We start from the raw sequence: 26,037 nt of genomic DNA, 5'->3' as shown, positions 1-26,037 counted from the left end.
ATTTGTACTATGACAGTGAAAATGTTCAATGCTGTAGCTCATGAGGCGATTAAACAACTTAATCGCCTTGTAGCTTTGGGTTATGCCAATGTCGCCGATTTGAGCGATGAGGAATTTCGTGCATTAGCACGTCCGCTGATAAACGAGCTCAATACTGAAGAGTTTGACGATTTAGGTACGAACATTCTTTTAGTTCCTACGCGCGAATTGGTTTCCCCGGAATCCCTTATTGCGCGAACTGCAATAGGTCGTAATGCTGGATTTACTACAATGTCTCCTCGCGACATTGCAAGTTTCATTCCTCAAGATGGTTGTGAGCCTCCTGAGGGGCCATTCTATATAGTTATTGACCCGCATACGGGGACAAAGTACACTAACCGTGAGCCGGATGTGGCGCGTAAGCTTATTGATTCAGACAATAAACTGCCTTTGACCTTAGAAGAAGGAATTTCTATCGCTACCCAGCATCCGCATTGGCTTACCGATAAGAACGGCTTTAATTTACCTGGTTCTCGAAGCACTGACGGAAGAGTACCGAGTGTATGGGTCAGCCAGAATTCTCCTCGTCTGGGGGCTGTGTGGCCAAATTCGCGACATACATGGCTTGGAAATGCATTTTGTGAGAGTCGGTTAGGCAGTCCGCTGTCCTTGTCGGTTCCGGTTTTATAAGTTCATTGTGTAGTATACGTCTTATAAATTTCTATAAGACTGCGCGTATACACGCTACGTATGCACTTTAAGTGTATGGTACATACGCCATATACGTTTATAAGCTGTTCTTGCAGATTTTTGCACTGCGATGATTGCAACACCATATGTCGCAATGCATATAATTTCTCCAAAACTATTTAATTAGTCTAAATAGTCCTTATTTCGGGACGATATGAGCATAAAACGTAAAATTTTCGTAGGATAAGAATATACACATTAATTTCCATCACAACGTAAGGTAAGAGCAATGACTAATTCTGTGTTTGATTTAGCACCACTAGCAGCAGCTTCAAATGGTGGGAATAATGATCCACGATTGCCACGACAGCGATATGTTGGATGCCCACAGGCGCCAAGCAAGATGCCCTATACGAAGTACATTGCTTATGATAAGCAGGTTCCTTTTGAATATCCTGAACGCACGTGGCCAGATAAAAAACTCCAGCGTGCACCTCGCTGGTGTTCAGTCGATTTGCGTGACGGTAACCAGTCCTTAGTTAATCCAATGGACTCCGAGCGAAAATTGCGTTTCTGGAATCTCTTAGTATCCATGGGGTATAAGGAAATCGAAGTTGGTTTTCCTTCAGCATCAGAAACAGATTATGACTTTATTCGTATGCTGATTGAGCGTGAACTTATTCCAGATGATGTCACTATTGCGGTTCTAACTCAAGCGCGCGAGCATTTGATTCATAAAACATATGAAGCTCTTCGTGGTTGCAAGCGAGCGATTGTCCATTTCTATAATTCGACTTCTGTACTTCAGCGTGAAGTAGTTTTCCGTAAAGAAAAAGAAGGAATTAAACAGCTTGCGGTTGATGCTGCAAAACTGTGTAAAGAATTGGAAGAAGATGCTCACGGCATTGATATCTCGTATGAGTATTCTCCTGAATCTTTCACAGGTACCGAGCCTGAATTCGCATTAGAAGTATGCGATGCAGTTGTTGATATTATCAAGCCAACGCCTGAGCATCCTATGATTATCAATATTCCTGCAACGGTGGAAATGACTACACCGAATGTTTTCGCAGATCAGATTGAATTCTTAGATCGCAATCTGAAGAATCGCGATTCAATCGTGCTATCGCTGCATCCTCATAACGATGAGGGTATGGCTATCGCTGCTACCGAGCTTGCGCTTCTTGCAGGAGCAGATCGTGTAGAGGGATGCTTATTTGGAAACGGTGAACGCACAGGAAATGTTGATTTATGCACTGTAGGCCTGAACTTACTTGTTCAAGGAATTGATCCGCAAATTGATTTCTCACGTTTACACGAAGTGCGAAAAGTGGTGGAATACTGCAATCAGGTTCAGCTATCTGAACGACATCCATACATTGGAAACTTTGTTTTTACTGCATTCTCTGGCTCGCATCAAGATGCGATTAAGAAGGGGATTGAGGCGCGTGAGCTCGCAGCAGCTTCACAAAATGCAGATTTGGATTCATTCCTGTGGCAAGTGCCATACTTGCCGATTGATCCTAAAGATGTGGGTGGCACATATGAGGCTGTTATTCGTGTCAATTCCCAATCTGGTAAGGGCGGAATGGCATATCTGCTTAAGGTTAATCATCATCTTGATTTGCCAAAGCGTCTCCAAGTTGAATTTGATAAAGTGGTTCAGCGTTATGCTGATGAAACCAAGCGTGAAGTTAAGGATGAGGATATCTGGCGCTTGTTTAAGGATGAATATCTGCCTGTAGAGGAAAGTGGTAAGCATCCAGCTCTTGCGGATTCTCATGATGCAACACTTGAGAAGTGGGGGCGTTACCGTCTGATGGCTGCGAATATCATGTCTGATGAATCGAGTAATGACACCATTATTAAGGTGAAGATTCAAGATAATGGTATGCCTGATGATAATCAAGAACCACGAGTTCGTGAACTTTCTGGTGTGGGCAACGGTCCAATCGCTGCGTTTGTTAATGCGATTTCGATTCTTGGTCTTAACGTTTCCGTGCTGGATTATGCTGAGCACGCGTTGAGCTCTGGTGGAGATGCAGTTGCTGCATCGTATGTGGAATGCCAGATAGGCGACGAACCAGAAGAACAAATCATCTGGGGTGTCGGTATTGATTCGTCAATTACGACAAGCTCACTGAAAGCAATTCTCTCTGCTGTCAACCGCACACAGCGCTAGGTGTAGCTTAAGCTTCGCTAAAGATTTGCTAACTTCTGTAAATTAGCGGGATTCGCGTAAAAGCCAATGGTTCGGGGCCCTGAGAATAAATCTCAGGGCCCCGAACCATTGTTGTCACATCCTATGAATGGAATAGTACACAACTCTCACACGCTAGTTCCCACCTGTCGTCTGCTCTCCAGATTGCGGTTGAGACGAACTGTTCTCGTTATTCGCCTGTGAATTCTGTCCCGAATTTCCCGATTCAGATGATGATCCTGAAGAGCTTGAGGAATCTGAATTACCTGAGGAATTCGAGTCGGTGGAATTTTGCTGCTGCTGATTTTGCTGCTCCTGATTCTGATTACGACGGTTTGATTCAGAAGCGGAATCATCGTCAGAAGACTCTTCCTCCTCATCATTTTGAGTCTGGGTGCGCTGTCCACCCAAACCCCATGATCCATCAGGTCCACCAACAATACCAGTGCTCTTTGGCGTAGGGAAAGCCTCATCTTGCACTCCGGCAAGTGCCTGCTTCATATACAGCGTGAAGAGATGAGTAGGATAGCCCATTCCATCCGTATATCCACCAAAAGTCGGTACCGGCTCGTTAGTCTTTCCATCATCACTTGGATTCCACGTAGCAAAAGCGGTAACGACGTGTCGGCTGAAGCCCGCGAAACTTACAGCAGAGTTATCATTTGCTGTACCAGATTTTCCAGCCACAGTTTTACCAACAGCAAGAGCTGGTGTACCGTATCCCTCAGTAATTACTGCTCGTAATGCGGTTTGAGCATTAGCTGTGACGTTAGAACTGAATACCTGGGTGCCTTGAGTATTGGCAGTATACACGGTATTAGTTCCCTGATCAGAGCGTACTTCGCGGACAATGTGCAAATCATTTCTTACTCCATCATGCGCGATTGTTTGATATGCTTGGACGATTTCGCTGACATGAATAGCGTCAATTCCCAAGGTATTGTAGAGAGAATCGGTTTGAATCGAAGAAGAAATACCTGCAGATTTTGCAATTTGCGCTGTTTTCTCCGGAGTAACTTTCTGATTCAAATCAACGAAAACTGTGTTCACGGATCGAGCCAGGGCGCGTGTAAGCGTAATATTTCCGTAGCTTATATTGCCATAATTCGATACAGATTTTCCTAAGCCTTGGTATGTGCGAGGAGAATTACCATTAAATAATGTATTCAAACTTACATCTTGCTGGATAGCGCCAATTAAGGTGAAAGTCTTCATTGTAGATCCAGCCTGATAAATCGCTTGGGTCGCATTATTAAGCTGCTTTGTGTTGTAATCCTTACCGCCATAGACCGCAATTATTTCGCCGGTATCAACGTCAGCGCTCATACCACCTGTTTCTACAGTTTCAGGGGTAGATCCATCGCCAGCACCGACCTGCTGCATATAAGCTTGCTTGTCTTTATCAATGGACGTGATAATGGAGTATCCACCGGTCATCAATTGATCTTCAGTAAATTGATCAGTGTTAAGTAACTCGCTCTTAACCATAGACAGGAGATAGCCTTTATCCCCAGCGTATTGGTCAGTGGATGCTTGCTCAATTGTCTGAGGTAATTGAGCGCTTGCGGCTTGCTCGGAAGTGAGATAGCCGTCCTCCTTCATAATCTTGATCACGCGGTTAAATCGTTTCGTTGCGGCAACGTTGTCTACTGCTGGATCCCAAATCGATGGTGCTGGGATAATTCCAGCAATCAAGGCAGCTTCTGATGGTGTCAAATCTTTGGCATCCTTATTAAAATATGCCTTCGCAGCCGCTTGAATTCCGTATGCTCCACGACCAAAATAAATTGTGTTCATATAATTGCAGAGAACTGTTGATTTATCCTGAGTTTGTGCAATTTTGAGTGCGAGTAATGCTTCGCGTAACTTTCCGATATAGCTCTTTGTTTCGCCTAGATAATAGCGTTCTGCATATTGCTGTGTAATAGTTGAACCCCCCTGACGGGTTCCAGTGGTGATATTTGTGAACAGTGCGCGTGCTATTCCGCGTAAATCAATGCCACTATCAGACCAGAATGAGCGATTTTCCGAAGCTACTACTGCATTGCCCACATAATCTGGCAGTGCGCTACATCCGATAATTTCTCGATTTTCTTCTTGGAATGAACCGATAGCAGTGGTTCCATCGTTATAATACACCGTTGTCTTCTGGCTTAGAGCAACGGATTCCGGAGAAGGTATTTCAGTTGTGGCGTATGCGATACCTAAACCAGCCACGCCGATAACGAAAAGACCAAGAATGCTCAAAAGTATGTATTTAATAATTGGGCGTTTTTTCATAGAACTATGTGAACGTCGTGGACCACGAGAGTTGCGAGGACGTCGAGAGCCGCTGGTGCCATGTGTTGAATTTCCTTGCGCGCTCCGTGCATGCGAGGTGCTCGTACGAGAAGAACGAGCACTACGAGCAGATGTCGATCCTGCGTTGTTTTTATGAGTAGCCATATATAAAAGGCTAGTAAGAATTTTCGATACAGTCCATTTTTATACGGCTATTGCGCATTACATTTACGCTAATTTCACACCTGCGGCATGGGGATATATAGTGCGAAACGTTGAAATTAAGCCTTTTGTAGGTTATTTCCTCATTGCAAATGATGACAGAGTAAAAAGTTCACTCTGAGCGTGCATTAACGATGTGATGGAGAGAAAAATTGATTAAAAAGTTGTGCTATATCATGAGTGCAGAGTACGGTTATATGAAAGGTAAGTTTTACTTGCAGTCGACAATTTAAGGATGAATAATGACTATTCGCGTTGCAATTGCAGGTGTTGGTAACTGCGCTTCGTCGCTCGTTCAAGGCGTTCAGTACTATCACGATGCTCATGATGATGATAAAATTCCAGGAATTATGCATGCGAACTTCGGCGGTTATCGAATCCGCGATATCGAATTCGTAGCAGCATTCGATGTTGATGCAGCAAAAGTGGGCACTGATTTAAGCGAGGCGATCTTCGCTTCTCAGAACAACACATATAAGTTTAGCGATGTGCCACATCTTGGAGTGGAAGTCTTGAGGGGTCCTACTCATGATGGATTAGGTACATATTATCGTCAAATGATTGAGGAATCTGACGCTCAGCCAGTAGACGTAGCGCAAGTATTGAAGGATAAGAAAGTTGATGTTCTTGTCTCTTACTTGCCAGTAGGCTCTGAGGAAGCTGATAAATTCTATGCAACTGCCGCTATGGAAGCAGGATGTGGGTTTGTCAATTGCCTGCCAGTATTCATTGCTTCTGATCCTCAATGGGCACAAAAGTTCCGCGATGCAGGTGTACCAATTGTCGGTGATGATATTAAGAGCCAGGTGGGTGCAACCATTACTCACCGCACATTGGCACGTCTTTTCGAAGACCGAGGAGTACGTGTAGAGCGCACGTATCAGCTCAATGTCGGTGGCAATATGGACTTTATGAATATGCTTCAGCGCGATCGTCTTGAGTCTAAGAAGATTTCTAAGACTCGTGCCGTAACATCTATCGTTCCTCACGAGATGGAAGATAGAAACGTGCATATTGGACCATCTGATTACGTGGCATGGCTTGACGATCGTAAATTTGCTTTTGTTCGCCTGGAAGGAACAACTTTCGGTGATGTTCCTCTTAATCTTGAATACAAACTTGAAGTATGGGATTCACCAAACTCAGCAGGCGTAGTTATTGATGCAATTCGAGCTGCAAAGATTGCGCTAGATCGTGGATTGGGCGGACCAATTTTGGCTCCAAGCTCGTATTTTATGAAGTCTCCAGCAGTTCAGCATGAAGATAATGAAGCTCGTCAACTCGTTGAGAAGTTCATCGCGGGCGAGGTAGAAGCAAATGAGGATCAGCTCAATGCGGATGTTGCTTCGGCTCAGGCTCGCGGAAAAGACGTGTGGCACGCTTAAACTATAAACAGCTATAGTGTCGCGACTTTTACAGTTTGCATGTGAACGTGATTGTTTGGTGCAAGGTCATTCAATAGAGTGACCTTGCGCTTTTCTATAGCTGACTGTGAGTGTAGTGTGTAAGTAATGAAGGTAGAAAGAACTCAGATGAGCACTGCTAAAACAGGTACAGAAAAAAAGAATGTAGCCTCATCGTGGTTTAAGACAATGCTAAGTCGCCATGAGTATTCCACATGGTCATATCTCGTGTGGTTTTTCTTCATCAACACTGCTGTAGTTATTATCCTGCAGTGGGGTGTGAATCTTGAAAATGAAGTATGGAATTCATTCGGATTCGTATGGCAAATTGTTACAACAGGCAATAAAGTTCCTATTAATGAATTCTTTATTCTTGCAATCGTATATTTCATATTGATTATGCTTACGAATCGTTTCTGGTTTGCTTCGCAATTATTTATTGATATGAGCATTATCATAACAGTCGCGGAACGATTCAAAATGGTGAGCCGATCCGAGACAATCGTTCCAGCTGATATGAACTTTATATCTGGCGGAAATGCTGGAGATCTGACATCATGGTTACCAGATGATGCAGTGGCAATTATCACTGGTGCGTTGCTTTTGATTATTATTACCACAGCAATTTCAATGATCTTAGGTCATCGTGATACACGCCGAGGGGTTGTATATACGAAAAATGTAGCAATCCGTTGGGTATCACGTCTCATGGCAGCCGTCCTAGCAATGGCATTTCTTGCCGCATTCGTTATGTCTATGGCGTCGATTGGATCGTGGTCAAATACACTTATTACGTATTTTGGTGATTCACCAAAACTATGGGATTCCAAGATTGATGCTCAAAAGAATGGAACGGCTATCGGTTTTGCTCGCTTGGTTAATCCAAAAATTATGGATAGGCCGACAAATTATTCTCAAAAAACGATGGAAGAAGTCGCTACGCGCTACAGCAAGAGTGCGGCAACGCTTAATGCCTCTCGTTCGCGAGAAGTGAATGATTCGACAGTTATCTATGTACTTTCAGAATCCTTCTCCGATCCGGCACGTGTTCCTGGAATTAAGCTCAATAAAGATGTAATGCCAAAGATTCGTGCAATTAAGAATTCAACGACATCGGGATTGATGCTTTCATCCGGTTATGGTGGCGGTACAGCAAATCTCGAATATATGGCATTGTCGGGTATGTCACTTGTGAACTTCGCTCCGTCGTTAAGCTCGCCGTATCAGCAGCTTATTCCGGGGGCTAAGTGGACTCCGACATTTAACCAGTTGTGGAATGATAGTAATGCGTATGCGTTCCATCCATATATGCCAAATATGTATTCGCGAAATGTTAACTATAAGAAGTTTGGATTCTCGCAATTCTGGACTCTTAAGCCACCTGATATTATTTCTCCACAAGATAAATTGGGGACGTCACCATACGTTTCTGACAAATCGACGTATACGGCAGTTTTGAATTCCTTGAAGAAAGACAAGGCTGGGCAAAGTTACTTCTATCAGGTAGCAACTATGCAAAATCATATGCCGTATAACAATTATTACCCGAATAATGAAATAACCGTCGAGAGTACAACGGGTACCCCACTTCCAGCAAAAGAAAAGAGTGCTATTGAGACTTTTGCTAAGGGAGCTGAATATACTGATGATTACACCCAAGAATTCTTGGATGAATTAGATGCATTGGATCGTCCAATTACAGTCGTCTTTTACGGTGATCATTTGCCGGGTGTATATAAGACAGCGGCTAAAGATGAGAACAATTCCTTGGCGTTACATGAGTCGGATTACTTCATCTGGTCAAATAAAGCATCTGGAATTGATAATCGTGCAGCTGGTGAGAGCGCGACGAATAGTGCGTATACATCGCCGAACTTCTTTGCTGCTCAATTATCCGAGCACATGAATGCAAAGGTGAGTCCATTCGTGGCATTCCTTGGGCAGCTGCATGCTAAGGTACCAGCAATGGAACCAGCGGTAGTTAACAAAATTCAAGGATGGACACGTATCCCTGAGGGTCAGGCGCTCTATGTTGATAATCAAGGATTATATATTGATGTATCGCATGCAGATAAGGAGACAAAGCAGCTACTTGAGGACTATAAACTCATCCAGTACGACGTTACCGCTGGAAATCAATATCTCAAGAATCTTGATTTCATGAGTGTCAAGCAGTAGCAAGGCGGATAATGAAGTGTGTAAAACAGACACACGCTGGCACAGTTCGAAAGAGTAGTGTACACTAAAGATTGCTCTCACGTGGCGATATGTCACCCAACTCCCCCAGGGCAGGAATGCAGCAAGGGTAAGTGGCCTCTGTCGGGTACGTGAGAGTTTTCTTTACTTTTCTTAAGATTATGCATCTGAATTTATGGATTTCAGCAAATAACGTAAAACAATTTAAAGAAGCTACGAAATACCTGAGCCTGTCAACACCAAGGTAAGGACTCCTGCGTATCACAGCAGGAGAGTTGTTCATATTACGTGGTGATTGTCCAAAATACTTAAAAGACGTGAGGAAAGGGACTATTGTCTACAAACATGGCAGATGATAAGAATTTTTTACCAGATTACTCGTCACAAGAAAGCTCTATGCAAGACGTATTGTCTGAAAAAGTTGACTCTGGGGAAAAAATGCCTGAAAAGTTATCCTCTGGAAAAATTTCCAAAAAAATATCTGAGAAGGCATCCTCGGAGCGTACGTTCACTGTGCGTATTGACCGCGGATCTGACCAATATTTAGCAACACATCCACGGGTTAGCTCAGTCGTATGGGCTATCATACTGGGAATTATAGGTCTTCTTTCGACCGCAGTTGTGTATTATGTAGGCGTATGGACGCAGTCAGGACAATATTTTGATGACTGGATGTGGTCTCAAATGGGAAGCGTGTACCCGAACGTAGACACATATATGCCAGTTATTTTTACGAACTCTATAGTGATTATCGCTATAAGTATTACGATGATTGCTCTTTCTCTTATCACTGTAATAGCACGAAAGCGTTTTTATACTTTCGGTATAATCATCGTCTTTATCGCCGTAGCTTTCGCGGCTTCGTATAGTTTGAAAAGGCTTCTACCACGTCCAGTATTTGATTCTTTGATGCCAAACCCAGCGAATTCTGCTCCTTCTGGACATACAGCATTGACTATGATTGCGGGCGTTGCATTAGTCATGGGAATGCCACGAGTACTCAGAGCAATAGCGTCCTTATGGTCAATGATTTTTACAACAATGGTGGGAATCATGGTTATCTATGATGGATGGCATCGACCAACGGATCCTTTGACCTCAATAATGTTGGTGGGGTCATTGGGACTTATCGCAATGGCTTTTACACGCGCATCGGGAATGGATGAGCCTGGAACGCGCAAATCGAGTATAAGTGTTCAAATCGTTTCGACTATTCTTATCGTATTTGGCTTGGCTAGCGCTGCTTACGGTACATATATTGTTTCGCAGATCTACCCTGTGGTTCAGTATCAGCCAGAAGATTTAACGGTGAGTGGACTGTATTCCACATTCGCATTAATCGTGGGAATGAGCAGCTTTTTATACGGGTGTGTGCTGGCAATTCGACAGGTTACGGCCGCGCCGTTAAGCCGTCTTGGACTTGTAGGAGCGCCACCAGCTCCTCCAGTTTCTTCACATACGCGAGAATTTTAAATCCGAGTAGTCACTAATTTCTTACTGAGAATGCGTGAATATTCGTAAATTTTCGTCAATTTTCGTAGATACAGTTGTCCACAATGTGTAGAAAATTATGCGCTGGACGGGGGAGTGTGCATAATAATGAACAGAGGTATCTTGTTCTCTGCAAGATACTAGCCGATTAAGATGAGGTGTAATCGTGGCAAAAGGAAGTAAGCTCGTTATCGTTGAGTCTCCTACAAAGGCGAGGAAAATTGGCGGTTATTTGGGCGATGAATACACAGTACTAGCCTCGGTCGGGCATATTCGTGATCTTGCACAACCATCTGAGATTCCGGCTAGCGCTAAGGACAAATTTGGTAAGTTTGGCGTGGATGTCGATGATGGTTTCAAGCCATACTATATCGTTGGTGCCGATAAGAAAAAAACAGTTTCTGAACTTAAGAGTGCATTGAAAAATGCTGATGAAGTTTTTCTCGCAACTGATGAGGACCGCGAAGGTGAAGCTATTGCGTGGCATCTCGTGGAGACACTCAAGCCAAAAGTTCCTGTTAAGCGCATGGTTTTTCATGAGATAACCAAATCAGCAATTACACAATCATTGAGCAATACGCGTGATGTAGATGCTCATATGGTTGACGCGCAGGAAACTCGACGCGTACTTGATCGTTTGTACGGTTACGAATTGTCACCGGTATTGTGGAGAAAAGTACGTACGGGTCTTTCTGCAGGCCGTGTGCAATCTGTGGCTACACGTTTAATCGTTGAACGTGAACGAGAGCGCATGGCTTTCGTAAAATCGTCATACTGGGATATTACTGCTCAATTTAATGGGGAATCCAACGGTGTAAGTAATGGTTTTACTGCGCGATTGATTCAGCTCGGACAATCACGTGTGGCTGGATCAAAAGATTTTGATGATGCTGGACAACTTACACAGTCAGCGCGAAAAGAAAACGTAACTGTTGTCGATGAAGCAGTGGCTCAAGAATTAGCTACCGCCTTAACGAACAGCGATTTCGTCGTCGAATCTGTGGGAACTAAGCCATATACTCGTCGACCATTGCCGCCATTTACTACTTCGACGATGCAGCAAGCTGCAGGTAATGCACTCGGTATGTCATCTCGTTCAACGATGCGTGCTGCTCAGGGTTTGTATGAGAATGGTTATATTACTTACATGCGAACTGATTCGGTGACCCTGTCACAGGAAGCAATTCAAGCAGCTCGTGAAGGTGTTATTCACGAATGGGGAGAGAAATATCTGTCCGAGAAACCAAAGCAGTACGCTACTCGTAGTGCTGGGGCTCAAGAAGCTCACGAGGCAATTCGTCCTGCTGGAGCACACTTTAGAAACCCTGCAGAGCTCAGCACCGTTCTTCCTCCCGACCAGCTGAAATTGTATACGCTTATCTGGCGTCGCACATTAGCATCACAAATGGCTGATGCTACCGGATCTACAGCTACTATCCGATTAAGTGCAGATTCTGGCAAGTATGGTCTTGCTATCGTTCAGGCTAGTGGAACGGTTATTGATTTTCCTGGATTCACTGTAGCTACAGGCGCGTTTGCAGGAACTAGCTCACGTTCTGACACACAAGATGACGATAATAATGCTGTGCTTCCCCCATTGTCACAAGGCGATATGCTCACCGCACAGGAAGTGCAACCACAATCGCATGAGACACATCCGCCAGCGCGTTATACGGAAGCATCCTTAGTAAAAACTTTGGAAGCGAAAGAAATTGGTCGTCCATCGACATACGCTAGCATTATCTCAACAATTATTGATAGAGGCTATGTGTATGAGCGTGGACGTGCTCTCATCCCATCGTGGTTAGCATTCGCTGTCGTTAAACTTCTTGAACAAAATTTCCCACAGTATGTAGATTATGCATTTACTGCACAAATGGAAAACGGCCTTGACAAGATTGCGCAAGGTAATGAAACTGGCCGTGAATGGTTGACGAGTTTCTATTTTGGTGATGGTGAACATTCTGCTGGATCTGCTCAAGAAGCACATCAAGGATTACAAGCTCAAGTTGCACAACTCGGCGATATTGACGCGCGAGAAATTAACACTATTGATATCGGTGATGGTTTAGCAGTACGAGTGGGACGATACGGTCCTTATCTTGAAGATTCACTTCATCTTGATAGGGAAGGAAAACCAAAGCGAGCGAGCCTGCCTGATACTATGGCTCCTGACGAGCTTACTGTCGAAGCTGGTCGCGAATTAATTGATAATAATTCGGGTGGTCCGCGCGTATTAGGCGTGCATCCGCAAACGGGTGGAACTATCGAAGTGCGCAATGGTCGTTTTGGTCCGTACGTGGCGCTCACTGCAATTCCTACTGGTGACGAAAAGATAGATAAGGCAAATAAGCCTAAGATGGCCTCATTGTTCAAGACAATGACCCCAGATGCTCTCACCTTGGAAGATGCTGTTAAACTTCTTGACCTTCCACGTGTAGTAGGAACTATCGAAGAGAAAGATGACAAGACCGGGGAGAGCAAGAATGTAGAAATTCTTGCGAATAACGGTCGTTACGGCCCATACCTTACAAAGACAGGTATAGACGGTAAAGCTGAAACGCGCTCGCTATCGTCTGAAGACGAAATCTTTACTGTTACTGTGGAACAAGCTAAAGAACTTTATGCACAACCAAAATATGGTCGTCGCGCAAGGGGAGCTGCTAAGCCACCTCTTCGTGAATTGGGTGCTGATCCAGATAATGGTAAGAATGTCACTATCAAAGACGGCTTCTATGGAGCTTATATTACGGATGGCGAAACGAATCGCACACTTCCGAAGCAGTACACTCCAGAGTCTATAGAGCCAGCTGAAGCTTTCCGGTTGCTTGCTGAAAAGCGAGCAGCGGGCCCTACTAAGCGTCGTCGCTCGGCTAAAAGCGCGTCTACTCGAGGAACGAAGAAAAGCGCAACTACAGCTAAGTCTGCGACTAAGAAAACCACTACAAGGAAGACAACTACGAAGAAAAGTACGGCAACGAGAAATGCTGCAAAGAAAACTTCTTCGTCTTCTACATCACGAACTACTTCTAAGTAGATACGATAGGGCTGGGATTCAAGTATGGCACAAGGTCTCTTTATCTCTTTTGAAGGAGTAGATGGAGTCGGCAAAAGTACACAAGTCAAGAAGCTCCAAGAGTATTTTCAATCACGCGGTCGGCGGGTAATAACTACACGTGAGCCGGGGGGAACTGAGCTTGGTGTTCAGATTCGTCAGATGCTTTTGCACGGCGGTGATGTGGATGCTCGTGCTGAAGCATTGCTCTATGCTGCTGATAGGGCGCACCATGTAGCGACGGTGATTCAGCCTGCATTAGATGAGGCAAGTGTAGTTATATCCGATCGCTATATCGACTCTTCGATTGCGTATCAAGCTGGTGGACGCGAATTGACGGAAGATCATATTTGTATGCTTTCGCAGTTCGCTACTCGTGATTTATGGCCAAAGCGCACATATATTTTGGATCTGAGTTATGAGCAATCGCGGTTGCGCCTAACTGGTGAACCTGATCGCCTCGAGTCCGCAGGTGAACTATTTTTCGAACGCACCCGGCAAGCTTTCTTAGATATCGCCCAAGCAGATTCAAAGCGTTGCCGTGTCATTGATGCATCTCAAAGCATTGAGGAAGTGTGGATGCAAATTCAGTCTGATATCGAACAGCTTGATTTAGAGGATTTGCAGTAATGGCTCAAACCGTACCTTCTGTGTGGAACTCAATCGTTGGGCAAAAGCCTGTCGTTGAATTACTGTCTCGTGTAGCGCGTTCTCCTCGAGACATCGCACAATCATGGCTTATATGCGGTCCAGCTGGTTCTGGACGGTCGCGGGTGGCTCAAGCATTTGCTATGGCGCTTAATTGTCCTCAGGGCGGTTGTGGAGAATGTGATATATGCAGGATGATTAAAGCTGGCACACATCCTGATGTGACTACTGTTACCACGGATCGTGTCAGTATTACTATCGATCAGGTACGTGAAATTATGACCACGTCTGAGCAAATGCCGGCACTGTCACCATGGCGCATCATCATTATTGAAGATGTTGATCGCATGAGTGAACGTACGACGAATGTCTTGCTTAAGGATATTGAAGAGCCAAGTGAACATACTATTTGGCTTTTGTGTGCTCCATCCGCGCAGGACGTATTGCCTACAATTCGGTCACGTACACGAATTGTTACGCTGGCTGTTCCAGCGTTGAATGATGTCGCGCAATTTTTACAGGAAACAACCGGTGTGGATGAGCATAAAGCAAAACAATATGCTCGTTTAGCGCAAGGTCATATCGGGATAGCGCGATTGTATGCTCGCCAACCCGAGGCAATGCGTATGCGCAACGATATCGTTGATAATCTAGTATCGATGACACGTTCTTCCCAAGCAGTATTGCTTGCTGATAGCATCTTTACTTCTGCTCATGAACAAGCGCAAGCGAGCATCGAATCGCAAGTCGAGAAGGAGCAAGAGGAATTTAGACGTGCGAATGGCTTAGGTCCGAAAGATTCGATTGATTCATCTCTTCGTTCGCAGTATAACGCGTTGAGCAAGAAGGAAGAGGTCAATCGGCGAGTGACTCGTCTGACTCGCGATGTAGTAGATCGCGCGTTAACAACGATAGCTAGCGTATATCGTGATATAGCTGTGATTCATAATGGTGCTGAACTCGTCAGTGGGTTAATCAATCAAGAGTTCTCGCAGGAAATCGCAGAATTATCTGTACGCGTCAATCGACAACAAGCAATTGACGCGGTTGAGTGCATTGATGTTGCTCGTAGGCGAATTGCTGGCAATACTCCAATTTTGTTGGCTTTGGAAGCTCTTTTAACTTCTCTTACGTATGCATAAGATTAAAAAATTTGCTACCTCAAGCTCCGCGCGTTATGACATACTGGATATATGAAAATTTCTGCTGACTTTACTCAAATTCCTGATGAATACGGTAAGTTTGCGCCTGCCGAGCATAAAACCGATGGCTATCCGACGACGTCTTTCCCGTTTTATATCGATCGAATGAATCCTTCTGTACGCTATCTGCATTGGGAATTCGTTGATGATGATGCGATTCCTGTATGTGGTCATCAGTGGATCCATTGGGCGGTTGCAAATGTGCCTGTGGAAGCTTTAATGTTTGATTTTAATGATTCTCACGCACTGCAGATACCAGCAGATTTTTCGAAGAATCTTCCGTCTCTTATTCCTGAAGCTGTTCAGGGAGCAAACTCGTCTCTTGGCAAGATTGCCGGACAAACGAATCCTCTAGTGACGAGACGTTACAATGGTCCACAACCTCCAGATAAGACACACGATTATAAATTATGCGTTTATGGTACAGCTGAGCCTCTTGAGGGTTTTGAAGAGGGATTCTACCTGAATCAGTTGCGCAATGCAGTATTTCGTACAGATGTTGTGATTGATTATGGCGAGATTTATTTAAGCTCACGCGCGTAATGTGCCGCTAACATACTTGAGATAACTAGATAGTAGATACAGTAAACAGAAAATAGCTAACATCGGAGGATTATGCTTAGCACTAATATCGTCGAAACGGCTCAGCAATGGGATGAGATTATGTCCGTCTTGGAAGGCCATCCAATGCAATCGTGGCAATGGGGTGAACTCAAAAGTAAAACAGGACCATGGACTGCTCATCACATCGAAGTGAGAGAAGGCGATAAACTTGTAGGAGCGGCTCAGATCTTAGTGCGTACTTTGCCATTCCCTTTCCGAGAACTGTGCTATGTGCCACGTGGGCCAATTGTCAGTGATAATTCGTATCTGCCAGCAGTTGCTGATGCTGTTGCCGCGTGGTGTGCGCAAAATACAAAAGCAGTAGCGGTAAAAATTGACCCTGCTGTAGAAAGTGCTCATTTGTCCCGTTCATGGAAGCCTTCTCCACACGTGCTTCTTTCTACTACAGGCATTATGAATCTTGATATGTCGGAAGATGAAGTAATGCGTAGTATTCATTCGAAGAAGGCGCGGCAATATATTCGTAAAGCTGGTCGAGATGGAGTTACATGCCGTCCAGCACGTAAAGAAGATTTACCTGAAATCTTGGCTATTTATCATGACACAGCACGTGCCGATGGTTTTGCGATTCACGATGATGAATTTTATAGCGAAGCCTTTGATACCCTCCAAGGCGTAAGTCAGCTGTTTGTAGCCGAAGTTGAAGATCGTATCGTAGCTTTCTTGTGGAATGTGACTACCGTTGATACTGCCTTTGAATTATGGGGAGCGGTTAATGATGAAGGAAAGCGTATGAGAGCGAACTTCCTACTGAAGTGGACAGCGATCAAGGCTGCGATGGACAAGGGAACTCATATCTACGACTTAAATGGTCTGCTTAATGATGGTATTAGTGATTTTAAATTGCTCTTTACTGGCGGGCAGACTCAATGGATCGGATCGTATGATTATGCGCTTAATCCACTTACAGGATTGTGGAATACTGCTATGCGTGTACGTTCTCGATACAATACTCGTAATAATGCGCAAAAACAGATTAACGAATAGACGTTAGAAATAAATCGAAAATTCAATACACCCGTTTTACAAGGAGTATCTATTATGCCATGCACAACTATTTTGGTAGGTAAAGATGCAAGCTACGATGGATCAACTATTATTGCTCGTAATGAGGATTCATCAAATGGCGAATTTACTGAAAAAGAGTTCAAAGTAGTTCATACTCAAGACCAGCCACGTCACTATAAAAGCGTTATTAGCCATGTGGAAATTGAGCTTCCTGATAATCCGATGCGCTATACCAGCGTTCCTGATGCATTGCTCAAGAATGGCTTATGGGCAGAGCACGGGGTCAATGACTTGAATGTAGCTATGAGCGCTACGGAAACTCTTACTTCCAACGAGCGCGTATTGGGCGCTGATCCTTTGGTTGAGCTCATCCCTGCGAAAGATGGCAATTCTGAAATTCCAGGGGGCATAGGCGAAGAAGATATGCTTACGATTGTTTTGCCTTATATTTCTTCGGCACGTGAGGGTGTTGAGCGCTTAGGATCGCTGCTTGAAAAATACGGCACATACGAGATGAACGGTATTGCTTTCAGTGATGAGAATGAAATCTGGTGGTTAGAAACTATTGGTGGGCATCATTGGATCGCCAAGCGGGTACCAGATGATTCATATGTGGTCATGCCAAATCAGCTTGGAATTGATGAATTCGATCTTGAAGATGCGTTTGGTGATCAAGAAGAGCATATGTGCTCTGCTGATCTTCGTGAATTTATCGAGGACAATTATCTCGATCTTGCAGTCGAGCAAGTATCTGCGTTCAACCCTCGTACAGCTTTCGGTTCACACTCCGATGCTGATCATGTGTACAATACACCGCGCGCATGGTGGATTCAGCGTTTCTTTAATCCTTATGATGAAGATTGGGACTCTGCCCAGGCACTACATACCCCAATGAGCGATGACATTCCATGGGCTCGTCAACCAGAGCGCAAGATTACTATCGAGGATGTTAAATATGCGTTGAGCAACCATTACCAAGGAACTGTGTATGATCCATATAGCAAGAATGGAACAGAAGCAACTCGAGGTCAGTTCCGTACTGTGGGAATCAACAGGAACTGCGATTTGTGCGCGATTCAGATTCGACCATATGTTCCTGAAGCTTCTAAGGCGATTCAATGGACAGCCTTCGGATCAAATCCATTTAATACATTTGTTCCTATTTTCACCAATGTTGACACTATTCCTGCATATTTGACCGGAACGACAGAAGTTGTGGATACAGCACATAACTTCTACTGGGCAAATCGGGTTATTGGTGCTCTTGCCGATGCGCGTTTCCATGACAATCAAGCACACATTGAACGTTATGCTCAAAAAACTGGAGCTGCTGGAGTAGCAACAGTTATTGATACTGATAAGAAAATTGCAGCATTTGCGAAGGCTGAAGGCGAGGAATCGGTTAACACAACTGAAGATAAGCGCGTTCGGACGATTTTGGAAACGGCAAATCAAGCAGTGTGCGATATGGTCCAGCGTGAAACTAATGACGTATTGTCAAAAGTGTTGTACACCACAAGCATGAGCATGAAAAATGCCTTCTCAATGTCGGATAATTAAATTAGCAATACTTTAACCAAAGCGCTGCTAGAAGCTGTCGCCCTGTTTAGGATTGGAGAAGAGTAATGATAACTTCAGAACTCAAGGATTTTACCTACACGTTCGGTGAAATCGACAAGATTGATGCCATCGGTTTCCTTAGCAGGGTGAAGCAATCCCCTGAACAATTTAAGCAGGGGAAAGTCGTGCTCGTTACTGCTTCGACACCGCTTAAAGCATCACGCGGTGAGGGTAAAACAACTACAACAATTGCTCTTATTGATGCTCTGAGGCGTCGTGGTGTTGATGCTGCAGCAGTACTTCGTCAGCCAAGTATGGGAATTACGGCTGCTGGTTCGAAAGGTGGCGCTTCAGGCGGTGGAAAGTCGACGCTTTCTCATCCTGAAATTGCTGATTGGGGTCTAACAGGCGAGATGGCTCGTATCGCCGATGCGCAGAATCTTCTCGTAGCTTTCTGCGAGAAGGCTGTCGATGATGGAATCCTTTCAGATATCCTCATACCAAGGGTTTCTGAAACTCCAAGTCGTTCATTGCGCTCAGTGAGAGTTGATGGTGGAAAGCTTGCAGAGCGTTTTGTATTGACTCCAGCAAGCGAAATGATGCAAATCGTTACGCTATCTCGGTCGGTAGAAGAAATTGCTGAACGTGTGGGCAATATGATCGCCGGAACTGCTCCTGAAACAGGGGCTCCCGTTCAAGTAAAAGATTTCGTGGATGTGGAACGCATTATTCGCGTTATCGGAAATGCTGTGCAGCCTGCTTATATGGAGAGCGGTGAAGGCTCTCCTGTATATATTCATTGCGGACCATTTGGCAACGTATCGCTCGGGATTCCTGGTCTTACTGCTGTCGATATGGCATGTGCTCTCCATGATGTCGTCGTAGTGGAAGCAGGATATGGAGCTGATGCAGGTGGACAAAAGTGGCTTGATATAGCTTCACGAGAATTCGGTGCTCAGTGGCCTGCTGCTGCTGTTGTGGTTACGCGTGCAACTACATGGCGAGACGATCCGCAGCTTCAATGGCGTTATCCATTTGCTGTTAATCGTCTTGAAGAGCTAGGTATTGCTTCCTTCCCAATGATTAATTTGTGGGAGGGGGAAGATGGCGAGGTGCCACAGTTGCGTCAAACTGCTGCTGAACTTGGATTTAGGAATCCAATAGCTGGTAATTTATGGCGTGATGGTGGAGAAGGTCTTGTTGCCCAACTTGATGAGTTCATCGATGTAGTAAATAATGCTGATGGTTCGATTCGTCCAGACAGTAATTTATCTCGTGACTTTATGGATACAGTGACATGGATTTGCGAGAAGGCATATGGTGTTCCGTCTGATCGAGTTATTGAGAAAGATGGATTTGCTCAAATTTTGTCTGAAGAAAAGCAACGTGCTGAACAGGTCGGAATCGATTTTGATTCCCTGGCTGTGCTACCAGTGAAATCTCCAGCAACGATGACTGATAATGATGCAGCACCTGAATCTGAGCGTACAGTCACGTTGAAGAAAGTCGAAGTACATGCGGGGGCGGGACTTGTTCATGTTAATGTGACGACGTCTTTGACGACCCCAATGCCAAAGATCGTGTAGGCAATTACTGTCCAATAATTACAGAATAAGCCATAATTGTGCTGAGTAGTTACTGAGCGTAGATTCAATCCTCTGATTGATTTTTATAGAAATCGGCGTGTCGAATTTGCGCTCATGAAATTGTTGAGTATAGTTATAACACGTTGCGGTTACGCAATGCCCCTTTAGCTCAGTTGGTTAGAGCAGCGGACTCTTAATCCGCGTGTCCAGGGTTCGAGTCCCTGAGGGGGCACAGCTAAGGTCTTCCACTTCTGTGGAAGACCTTTTTGCATTAGCGATATGAATTTGCACAGGCGCGGTTCTCATAATATCTAATGTGATAAAGATAAGCGGGAGGCGTAAGAATTACAGTAACTGCATTTTTCATGGTATTTGCGTCATAAAGCTGGGTCTTCACATTTATTGTGATTTGTATAACATTATCAAAAAACATGGCATAAAATTGAAGTTTAAAACAAGTAGTTGTGTAAAATACATAAAGTAATACTTATTTTTTCTAATTTTCTGTAGATATTAAAAAATCATAGAAGTACAAACACATACGAACTAATACGAATTACACAAGAATTACTAAGTAACAAGAAGAAGAATGGGGAGGTTTTGTCATGCAGACAAAGACCTTAAAGTTTACTGCAGGAATTGCGGCTATCGTGATTGCTACTGTGTCGTTATGCTTTACGTCTAAGAATGCTGTTGCAGCTGAGGTCGCAGGACCGGCACGTTGCTGGATTGCTGACGAGAATGATCAAATCATTGAGCCTCGTCAAGAGTATGTAAATCCTACTACTGGAAGCACATTACCAGTAGCGCCTTCACCTGTATTAAATGGAAATTACACTCTCGATGTTTCAGCGCCTGCAGTAAATATTGATCCAGACAATCCATATCATCATATTGTTTGTGATGTAGTATATTCGTCACTGGGTCGTATTCGCTTTGTGGATACAGACGGTAATGTAGTTGCACAAAAGAAATATGAGAATGATAGTTCGGATCCTTCGCGTGCTGCTACAACTGCGCTACCATCATTGCCACAAGGGTATGAAATAGTTCCTAACCAGGTTGTTTACGGCTATGATACTTCAGCGGGAACCGTTGATCCTAATAACCCTTCGAATGCACGCGCGGTAGGACAGAACACAGATATTGCTGTTCGTAGAATTTCTACAGATCCGCAGCCTGAGCCACAACCACAGCCGCAACCTCAGCCAACGCCGACTCCTACTCCAACTCCGCAGCCCCAGCCAGAGCCTCAGCCTGAGCCTCAATCTGACCCTGAGCCAGTGAAGCCAGAAGATCCTAAAAAACCTGAACTTGCAAAGACAGGGTCTTCTGTAGTTGAGATCATGGGGATCTCGGTGATTGCTGTCTTAGCGGGTGTTGTCATGATTGCTCGAAAGAAAATGGCATAGCAACTGTTTGTTGAATGATTATTAAAAGCATGTGTGTCTCTTCAAAGGGATCGCATGCTTTTATGTATTTTTATGTATGCTGTTGTGAAATATATGAAATCCTACAGATAGTTTTTTGTAGGGTTGTATAGATATGCGCCTATACTTAGGAACAAACAGGGAAAGCTTGCTTATTCCTGTTCATTGATAGAGAGAGGATAAAATGATGAAGAGAAACTCTTTGAGGGTTGTGCTTGCAGCTCTTGCAGCGTTGTTTATTTCAGGTGCAGTGTTCGTAGCTATGCCACAGCATGCAATGGCGGATGAAACTTTACATGTGTTCGTCAGGATAATAATCAGCCATACACAGGTCCTATAACTGGGTCTGGAATCGCGGAAGCTCCTATAACTTTCCGTCCACAATTTGTAGGATATTATTCGCACTTTACGCAGCTTCCTGCATTCTATGTAGATCCAACTGACGGACCTGTTGATTTGGTCTGCGAAGTTCCATTGCTCAACTTGGGCTCTATCCAGCTTGTAGATCAAGATGGCAATGTCGTTGCGACAAAGCGTTATGACAATGACACTACGAATATTTCTCGTGTAATTGCAACTTCTTTGCCTGCAGTTCCTACAGGATACGAAATTGTTCCTGGACAGACAGTGTATGGATACAATGAAGCAACAGGTATGGTTGATGCTAATAATCCAGCAAATCGCGATGCAATCGGAGCAAATACAGTAATTCGCGTTCAGCGAGTCGCTGCTCCAACGCCAACACCTACTCCAACTCCTCAGCCACAGCCAGTAGTTCCTGCAACTCCAAAGCCTGAAGAGCCTAAGGCGCTTGCAAAGACAGGTACTTCTGTAGCAGGTATTGCTATTGCTACTGCACTTGTAACAATTGCTGGTGCTGCTTTGGTAGTTCGTAAGAAGATTGCGTAACATGTGTTACTTGCTAAACGAGTAACTATCGTTATATTGAGTGCTGGATACCTAATAAGTATCTGGCACTTTTTATGAGGAACTAGTAACCGAGAATATAATAGGTTACAAAGAATAGATAAAGATGTACCAAGAGGTATAGCGAAGGAAGAAGAGGAATAATGAGGATTCGCAAACTAATAATCTCCCTCATTTCGGGTATAGCGATTATTACGTCATGTGCGATGCTAGTTGCAACGCCTACTGCTCGAGCTGAGGAGCAAACTGGTGTTATTAAAAGTGTTTTTCCAAGCAATCAGACACTTGATTTAACCACTGGAAGCCAGCATCAGCCGAACGGGCAAGAAACTAATTTGGGCGAAATAGTACTCAAAGTAGGGCAAACCGTAACTGATGAAGGAGTTTTTAATAAGTTTAGAGCTGATGAAATCATTAATGGCCAAAATGTCGAATATGGTATTCATCGTTTTTCATCAAGCTTTGAGTCATGGTATGACACTTCAATGCATCCAAGTACTGATATCGATTATCGTCAGAACTTCCGTGTCAATCAGTATGGAGATTCGCAAGTAATTGATTATAACCTAGCAACTGGCACTAATAATGGTACGACGATTAACTACTCATTCACAGGTGTCGCACCTACTCAAGGTTATATCAATGTCTATTATCATTTTGAGACGCTTGGAACTGAAGCACATGGTAATGAACTGGAACGTTTAGGATGGATAGGCTATCGAATTAAAGTTATTCCGGCGGATTCGACGCCAACTCCTACACCAACTCCTGCAGGTCAGTATGGTGCTTATCTTAAGTACAATACCAATTCAGGAACGTTAAATGGACATGAATATACTCGTAGTAACCCATTTGAGGACATGGCACGTCGCCAATCCGCTTCGACAAACTACGCTTCTGTAACAGTTCCACTTTATCCAACCGCTCCAACGCGCGATGGGTACAGTTTTGCATTTTGGTACGAGCCGGGAAGCTATCAATTCAACAAGCGTATCTTTGAATCTCCTTCATCGCCAATAAATTCACAAAAATATCCTGGGCATCCTACGATTTTGTCATCATTTGCATTTGCTGCGAGCAATCCAGATCGTACATATACCCTAGATGCCGTTTGGGATAAGGATCACTCAGTCACATATGATCCGAACGGGGGTAATTTCACTCCTGCACCGCAGTTAGGTACTTTCGGTTTAAAGTTTGAAAATGACCGTATCGTACCGAACGAAGATAACGCATACGAGACAGCTAGACCAGCTATTTCTCGTGAGGGATATACATTCCTTGGGTGGAAAGACCGTAGCTCGGGTACGTTATATGCAGCTGGAAGTCCGAATGTGCTAGTTCCATTTGATGAGCCACATCGAGTGCTAGTTGCGCAGTGGGAACCTCAATCGACAACGCCGGTTACACCACCACAGCCAGTCGTGCCAACACCTAATCCAAACCCTTCAACACCTGTGGTTCCAAAGAACCCAACGCCTGTACAGGGGTCTCAGACAAAGACAGAGTCCTACAAAAAGAAGGTCGAACTTGCACACACAGGTGTTGCGATAGAAATGTTAGCTATTATAGCGGTAGCTATCGCTGCAGCTGGAATAGTTTTCCTGCGTAGACAGCGCAAATAGGTTACGCATTTCTTTTCATATAATGGTTCTCTTGTATATGCAAGAGAACCATTTTTATACGTAAAATTTTACTAATTAATGAGTTAATTTACTCGTGATGTTTTTAGAATTTGCTTGTGCAAAAGCTAGCAATATTATTTATGAGGGAAGCGTTTGTTAAGGTGAGAAAGAAACGCAAAAGCGTTATCTGCTTGTCACAGATAACGCTTTATTTGTGAGATTTCGTAACTCAAAACTGTCTACAGTAAGACGGAACTGTATTAGAGCATTGACTATGCTGCTAGAATCATCCCAAATGTATAGACAATGCTGAGTCTATAAACTCAGTGGAACTGCATGCCACCATCGACTTCAAGGGTGTGGCCTGTGATGTAGTCAGAATCAGGGCCAGCCAAGAAGGAAATACCAGCTGCGACATCTTCTGGCTCACTCAAACGACCAAGGGCAATATCCTTAGAGAAGGTGCTCATACCCCATTCATCATCCTTACCAGCATTAACAGCTACCTGGTGAGCAATATCCATCATCATTGGAGTCTTAACGATGCCAGGAGCATATGCGTTAACGGTGATGCCTTCTGGAGCAAGCTCGCGAGCTGCAACCTGAGTGATACCACGGATAGCGAACTTAGTGGAGCAGTAAAGCATGAGATTAGGGTTACCTACAACACCAGCCTGTGATGTAGCATTGATAATCTTTCCACCGTGACCGAGCTCGCGGAACTTACGAGTAGCAGCCTGAACGCCCCACATAGTACCTGCGGTGTTTACGCGAGTAACGAGATCGAACTGCTCAGGGGTTACTGTACCTACTGGGGTAGTAGGAGCCAAACCTGCATTATTAACGATGACGTTAAAGTCGCCAAGCTTTTCAGCTGCTTCATCTACAGCAGCATCTACAGCAGCCTGATCTGAAACATCAAGCTTAATTGCAATAGCAGTACCGCCGTTTGCATTCAAATCATCAGCAAGAGCCTGAGCGCCCTCAAGATTCAAATCAGCGATAGCAACTGCAAATCCATCAGCACTCAAACGACGTACTGTGGCTTCACCGATACCCTGTGCGCCACCAGTGACGAGGGCAACTTTCTTATCTGCCATGTTTACTCCTTCATTACATGAGCGGTTATTCCGCTATAACGAATTGTACCGAGATAAAGAGATAAATAAGAGCTGAATTACAGTCTTGGCTACTGATGTACGTGTCTATAAAACTAAATACAACAGCAGTGTGTGATTTGAATATAGTCACTGTGGACTATCTGTCTGTGAGAAGTCAACAAGTACGCGAACTACGGAAGTAATAGATTATGAAAAGTAGATTCTGACATATTTTGAATGAGCAACGAAAGAATAGAAGTAGTGGAAGTTGGAGATGAATAAGTAGGAAAATGCATAGAGGGAAAACTGATTGATGCTTTGAGAGTAGGAATTGGAAATCAGCGCAGGTATAAGACACGCCGATAAGGCTAATTATTGCAGTGTCTAAGACGATGCAGGTTGTGGTGGTGGGTGTTTTGGTGTATTGTTTTTATTCGCTGCCTGATACGGCATGGCTTCCTGGTTGGGGGTTTGTGTTGGTTTGTGTTGTGGTGGTTTGAGAACTCAAGAGCGTGTTTTGTACTACTTTTTTATGTTTTGATAATGCCAGTGGATACTCGCTAGGATACTGTTGTGTGTTTTAGTACTGTGATGGTTTGATGAGTGTCCGTTTTTTTTGTGCGTTTTTTAACGTTGATTTTATTTTTTTGATGAGTCTGTTTATCGACTTTTTCATGAAGTTTTTTGTGGAGGGTTTGATTCTGGCTCAGGACGAACGCTGGCGGCGTGCTTAACACATGCAAGTCGAACGGGATCCAATGAAGCTTGCTTTGTTGGTGAGAGTGGCGAACGGGTGAGTAACGCGTGATTA

General features: G+C 44.2%; 18 protein-coding genes, 1 tRNA gene, 1 rRNA gene and 1 other RNA gene. 19 read left to right on the top strand and 2 right to left on the bottom strand.

Going from position 1 to position 26,037, the window contains the following annotated elements; genetic code table 11:
* Window positions 1-9 precede the first annotated feature (9 nt).
* Both EJ419_RS02735 and leuA read left to right on the top strand, forming a co-directional pair.
* Window positions 10-669: a DUF5701 family protein gene (locus tag EJ419_RS02735; protein ID WP_240680312.1), complete on the top strand. Its 660-nt coding sequence runs from the start codon at window positions 10-12 to the stop codon at window positions 667-669.
* Between the two features lie 289 nt (window positions 670-958).
* Entirely contained in the window at window positions 959-2,851 is a 1,893-nt protein-coding gene (gene leuA, locus EJ419_RS02730) for a 2-isopropylmalate synthase (protein ID WP_131283393.1), read from the top strand.
* Between the two features lie 153 nt (window positions 2,852-3,004).
* On the opposite strand, the gene EJ419_RS02725 is transcribed toward leuA, so the two are convergent.
* Window positions 3,005-5,314, bottom strand: a complete 2,310-nt coding sequence (locus EJ419_RS02725) for a transglycosylase domain-containing protein (protein WP_131283392.1) — start codon at window positions 5,312-5,314, stop codon at window positions 3,005-3,007.
* A gap of 299 nt (window positions 5,315-5,613) precedes the next feature.
* Here EJ419_RS02725 and EJ419_RS02720 point away from each other — a divergent pair, with 299 nt between their 5' ends.
* The 16 genes from EJ419_RS02720 (at window position 5,614) to EJ419_RS02650 (ending at window position 24,126) form a co-directional block, all read left to right on the top strand.
* On the top strand, window positions 5,614-6,756 hold the full coding sequence (locus tag EJ419_RS02720; RefSeq protein ID WP_131283391.1) for an inositol-3-phosphate synthase: 1,143 nt from the start codon (window positions 5,614-5,616) through the stop codon (window positions 6,754-6,756).
* Between the two features lie 126 nt (window positions 6,757-6,882).
* Entirely contained in the window at window positions 6,883-8,952 is a 2,070-nt protein-coding gene (locus tag EJ419_RS02715) for an LTA synthase family protein (protein ID WP_240680311.1), read from the top strand.
* Window positions 8,953-9,021: 69 nt separating this feature from the next.
* Window positions 9,022-9,116, top strand: an RNA gene (gene ffs, locus EJ419_RS02710) — signal recognition particle sRNA small type.
* A 199-nt stretch (window positions 9,117-9,315) separates the two neighbouring features.
* Window positions 9,316-10,443, top strand: a complete 1,128-nt coding sequence (locus EJ419_RS02705; RefSeq protein WP_131283390.1) for a phosphatase PAP2 family protein — start codon at window positions 9,316-9,318, stop codon at window positions 10,441-10,443.
* A 184-nt stretch (window positions 10,444-10,627) separates the two neighbouring features.
* The gene (gene topA, locus EJ419_RS02700; RefSeq protein WP_131283389.1) at window positions 10,628-13,498 is read left to right on the top strand and encodes a type I DNA topoisomerase; all 2,871 of its coding nucleotides are present in this window, start codon (window positions 10,628-10,630) and stop codon (window positions 13,496-13,498) included.
* Between the two features lie 24 nt (window positions 13,499-13,522).
* Window positions 13,523-14,146, top strand: coding sequence for a dTMP kinase (gene tmk, locus EJ419_RS02695; RefSeq protein WP_131283388.1), 624 nt, complete (start codon window positions 13,523-13,525; stop codon window positions 14,144-14,146).
* The gene (locus tag EJ419_RS02690; RefSeq protein ID WP_131283387.1) at window positions 14,146-15,306 is read left to right on the top strand and encodes a DNA polymerase III subunit delta'; all 1,161 of its coding nucleotides are present in this window, start codon (window positions 14,146-14,148) and stop codon (window positions 15,304-15,306) included. Before tmk ends, EJ419_RS02690 begins: the two co-directional genes overlap by 1 nt.
* Before the next feature lie 51 nt (window positions 15,307-15,357).
* Window positions 15,358-15,909, top strand: coding sequence for a YbhB/YbcL family Raf kinase inhibitor-like protein (locus tag EJ419_RS02685; RefSeq protein ID WP_131283386.1), 552 nt, complete (start codon window positions 15,358-15,360; stop codon window positions 15,907-15,909).
* Between the two features lie 72 nt (window positions 15,910-15,981).
* On the top strand, window positions 15,982-16,977 hold the full coding sequence (locus tag EJ419_RS02680; protein ID WP_131283385.1) for a lipid II:glycine glycyltransferase FemX: 996 nt from the start codon (window positions 15,982-15,984) through the stop codon (window positions 16,975-16,977).
* Between the two features lie 54 nt (window positions 16,978-17,031).
* On the top strand, window positions 17,032-18,558 hold the full coding sequence (locus tag EJ419_RS02675) for a C69 family dipeptidase (RefSeq protein WP_131283384.1): 1,527 nt from the start codon (window positions 17,032-17,034) through the stop codon (window positions 18,556-18,558).
* Window positions 18,559-18,623: 65 nt separating this feature from the next.
* The gene (locus tag EJ419_RS02670) at window positions 18,624-20,144 is read left to right on the top strand and encodes a formate--tetrahydrofolate ligase (RefSeq protein ID WP_131283383.1); all 1,521 of its coding nucleotides are present in this window, start codon (window positions 18,624-18,626) and stop codon (window positions 20,142-20,144) included.
* Window positions 20,145-20,302: 158 nt separating this feature from the next.
* A tRNA-Lys gene (locus tag EJ419_RS02665) sits at window positions 20,303-20,376 on the top strand.
* Window positions 20,377-20,749: 373 nt separating this feature from the next.
* Window positions 20,750-21,556: a hypothetical protein gene (locus EJ419_RS02660; RefSeq protein ID WP_131283382.1), complete on the top strand. Its 807-nt coding sequence runs from the start codon at window positions 20,750-20,752 to the stop codon at window positions 21,554-21,556.
* Window positions 21,557-21,758: 202 nt separating this feature from the next.
* Entirely contained in the window at window positions 21,759-21,914 is a 156-nt protein-coding gene (locus EJ419_RS08315) for a hypothetical protein (protein ID WP_165496206.1), read from the top strand.
* A gap of 116 nt (window positions 21,915-22,030) precedes the next feature.
* A complete protein-coding gene (locus EJ419_RS02655) occupies window positions 22,031-22,483 on the top strand; it encodes a hypothetical protein (protein ID WP_131283381.1) in 453 nt (150 codons plus the stop codon).
* Between the two features lie 161 nt (window positions 22,484-22,644).
* Window positions 22,645-24,126: an InlB B-repeat-containing protein gene (locus tag EJ419_RS02650; protein ID WP_131283380.1), complete on the top strand. Its 1,482-nt coding sequence runs from the start codon at window positions 22,645-22,647 to the stop codon at window positions 24,124-24,126.
* A 323-nt stretch (window positions 24,127-24,449) separates the two neighbouring features.
* Here EJ419_RS02650 and EJ419_RS02645 read toward each other — a convergent pair whose 3' ends face one another.
* Window positions 24,450-25,226: a (S)-acetoin forming diacetyl reductase gene (locus EJ419_RS02645; protein WP_131283379.1), complete on the bottom strand. Its 777-nt coding sequence runs from the start codon at window positions 25,224-25,226 to the stop codon at window positions 24,450-24,452.
* Between the two features lie 683 nt (window positions 25,227-25,909).
* On the opposite strand from EJ419_RS02645, the gene EJ419_RS02640 reads away from it, so the two are divergent.
* Window positions 25,910-26,037, top strand: a 16S ribosomal RNA gene (locus EJ419_RS02640); the annotation flags it as partial.

Origin of the sequence: Alloscardovia theropitheci (genome assembly GCF_004332295.1) — a bacterium.
Classification (GTDB): domain Bacteria; phylum Actinomycetota; class Actinomycetes; order Actinomycetales; family Bifidobacteriaceae; genus Alloscardovia; species Alloscardovia theropitheci.
This window is presented reverse-complemented; position numbering and strand designations above follow the sequence as displayed.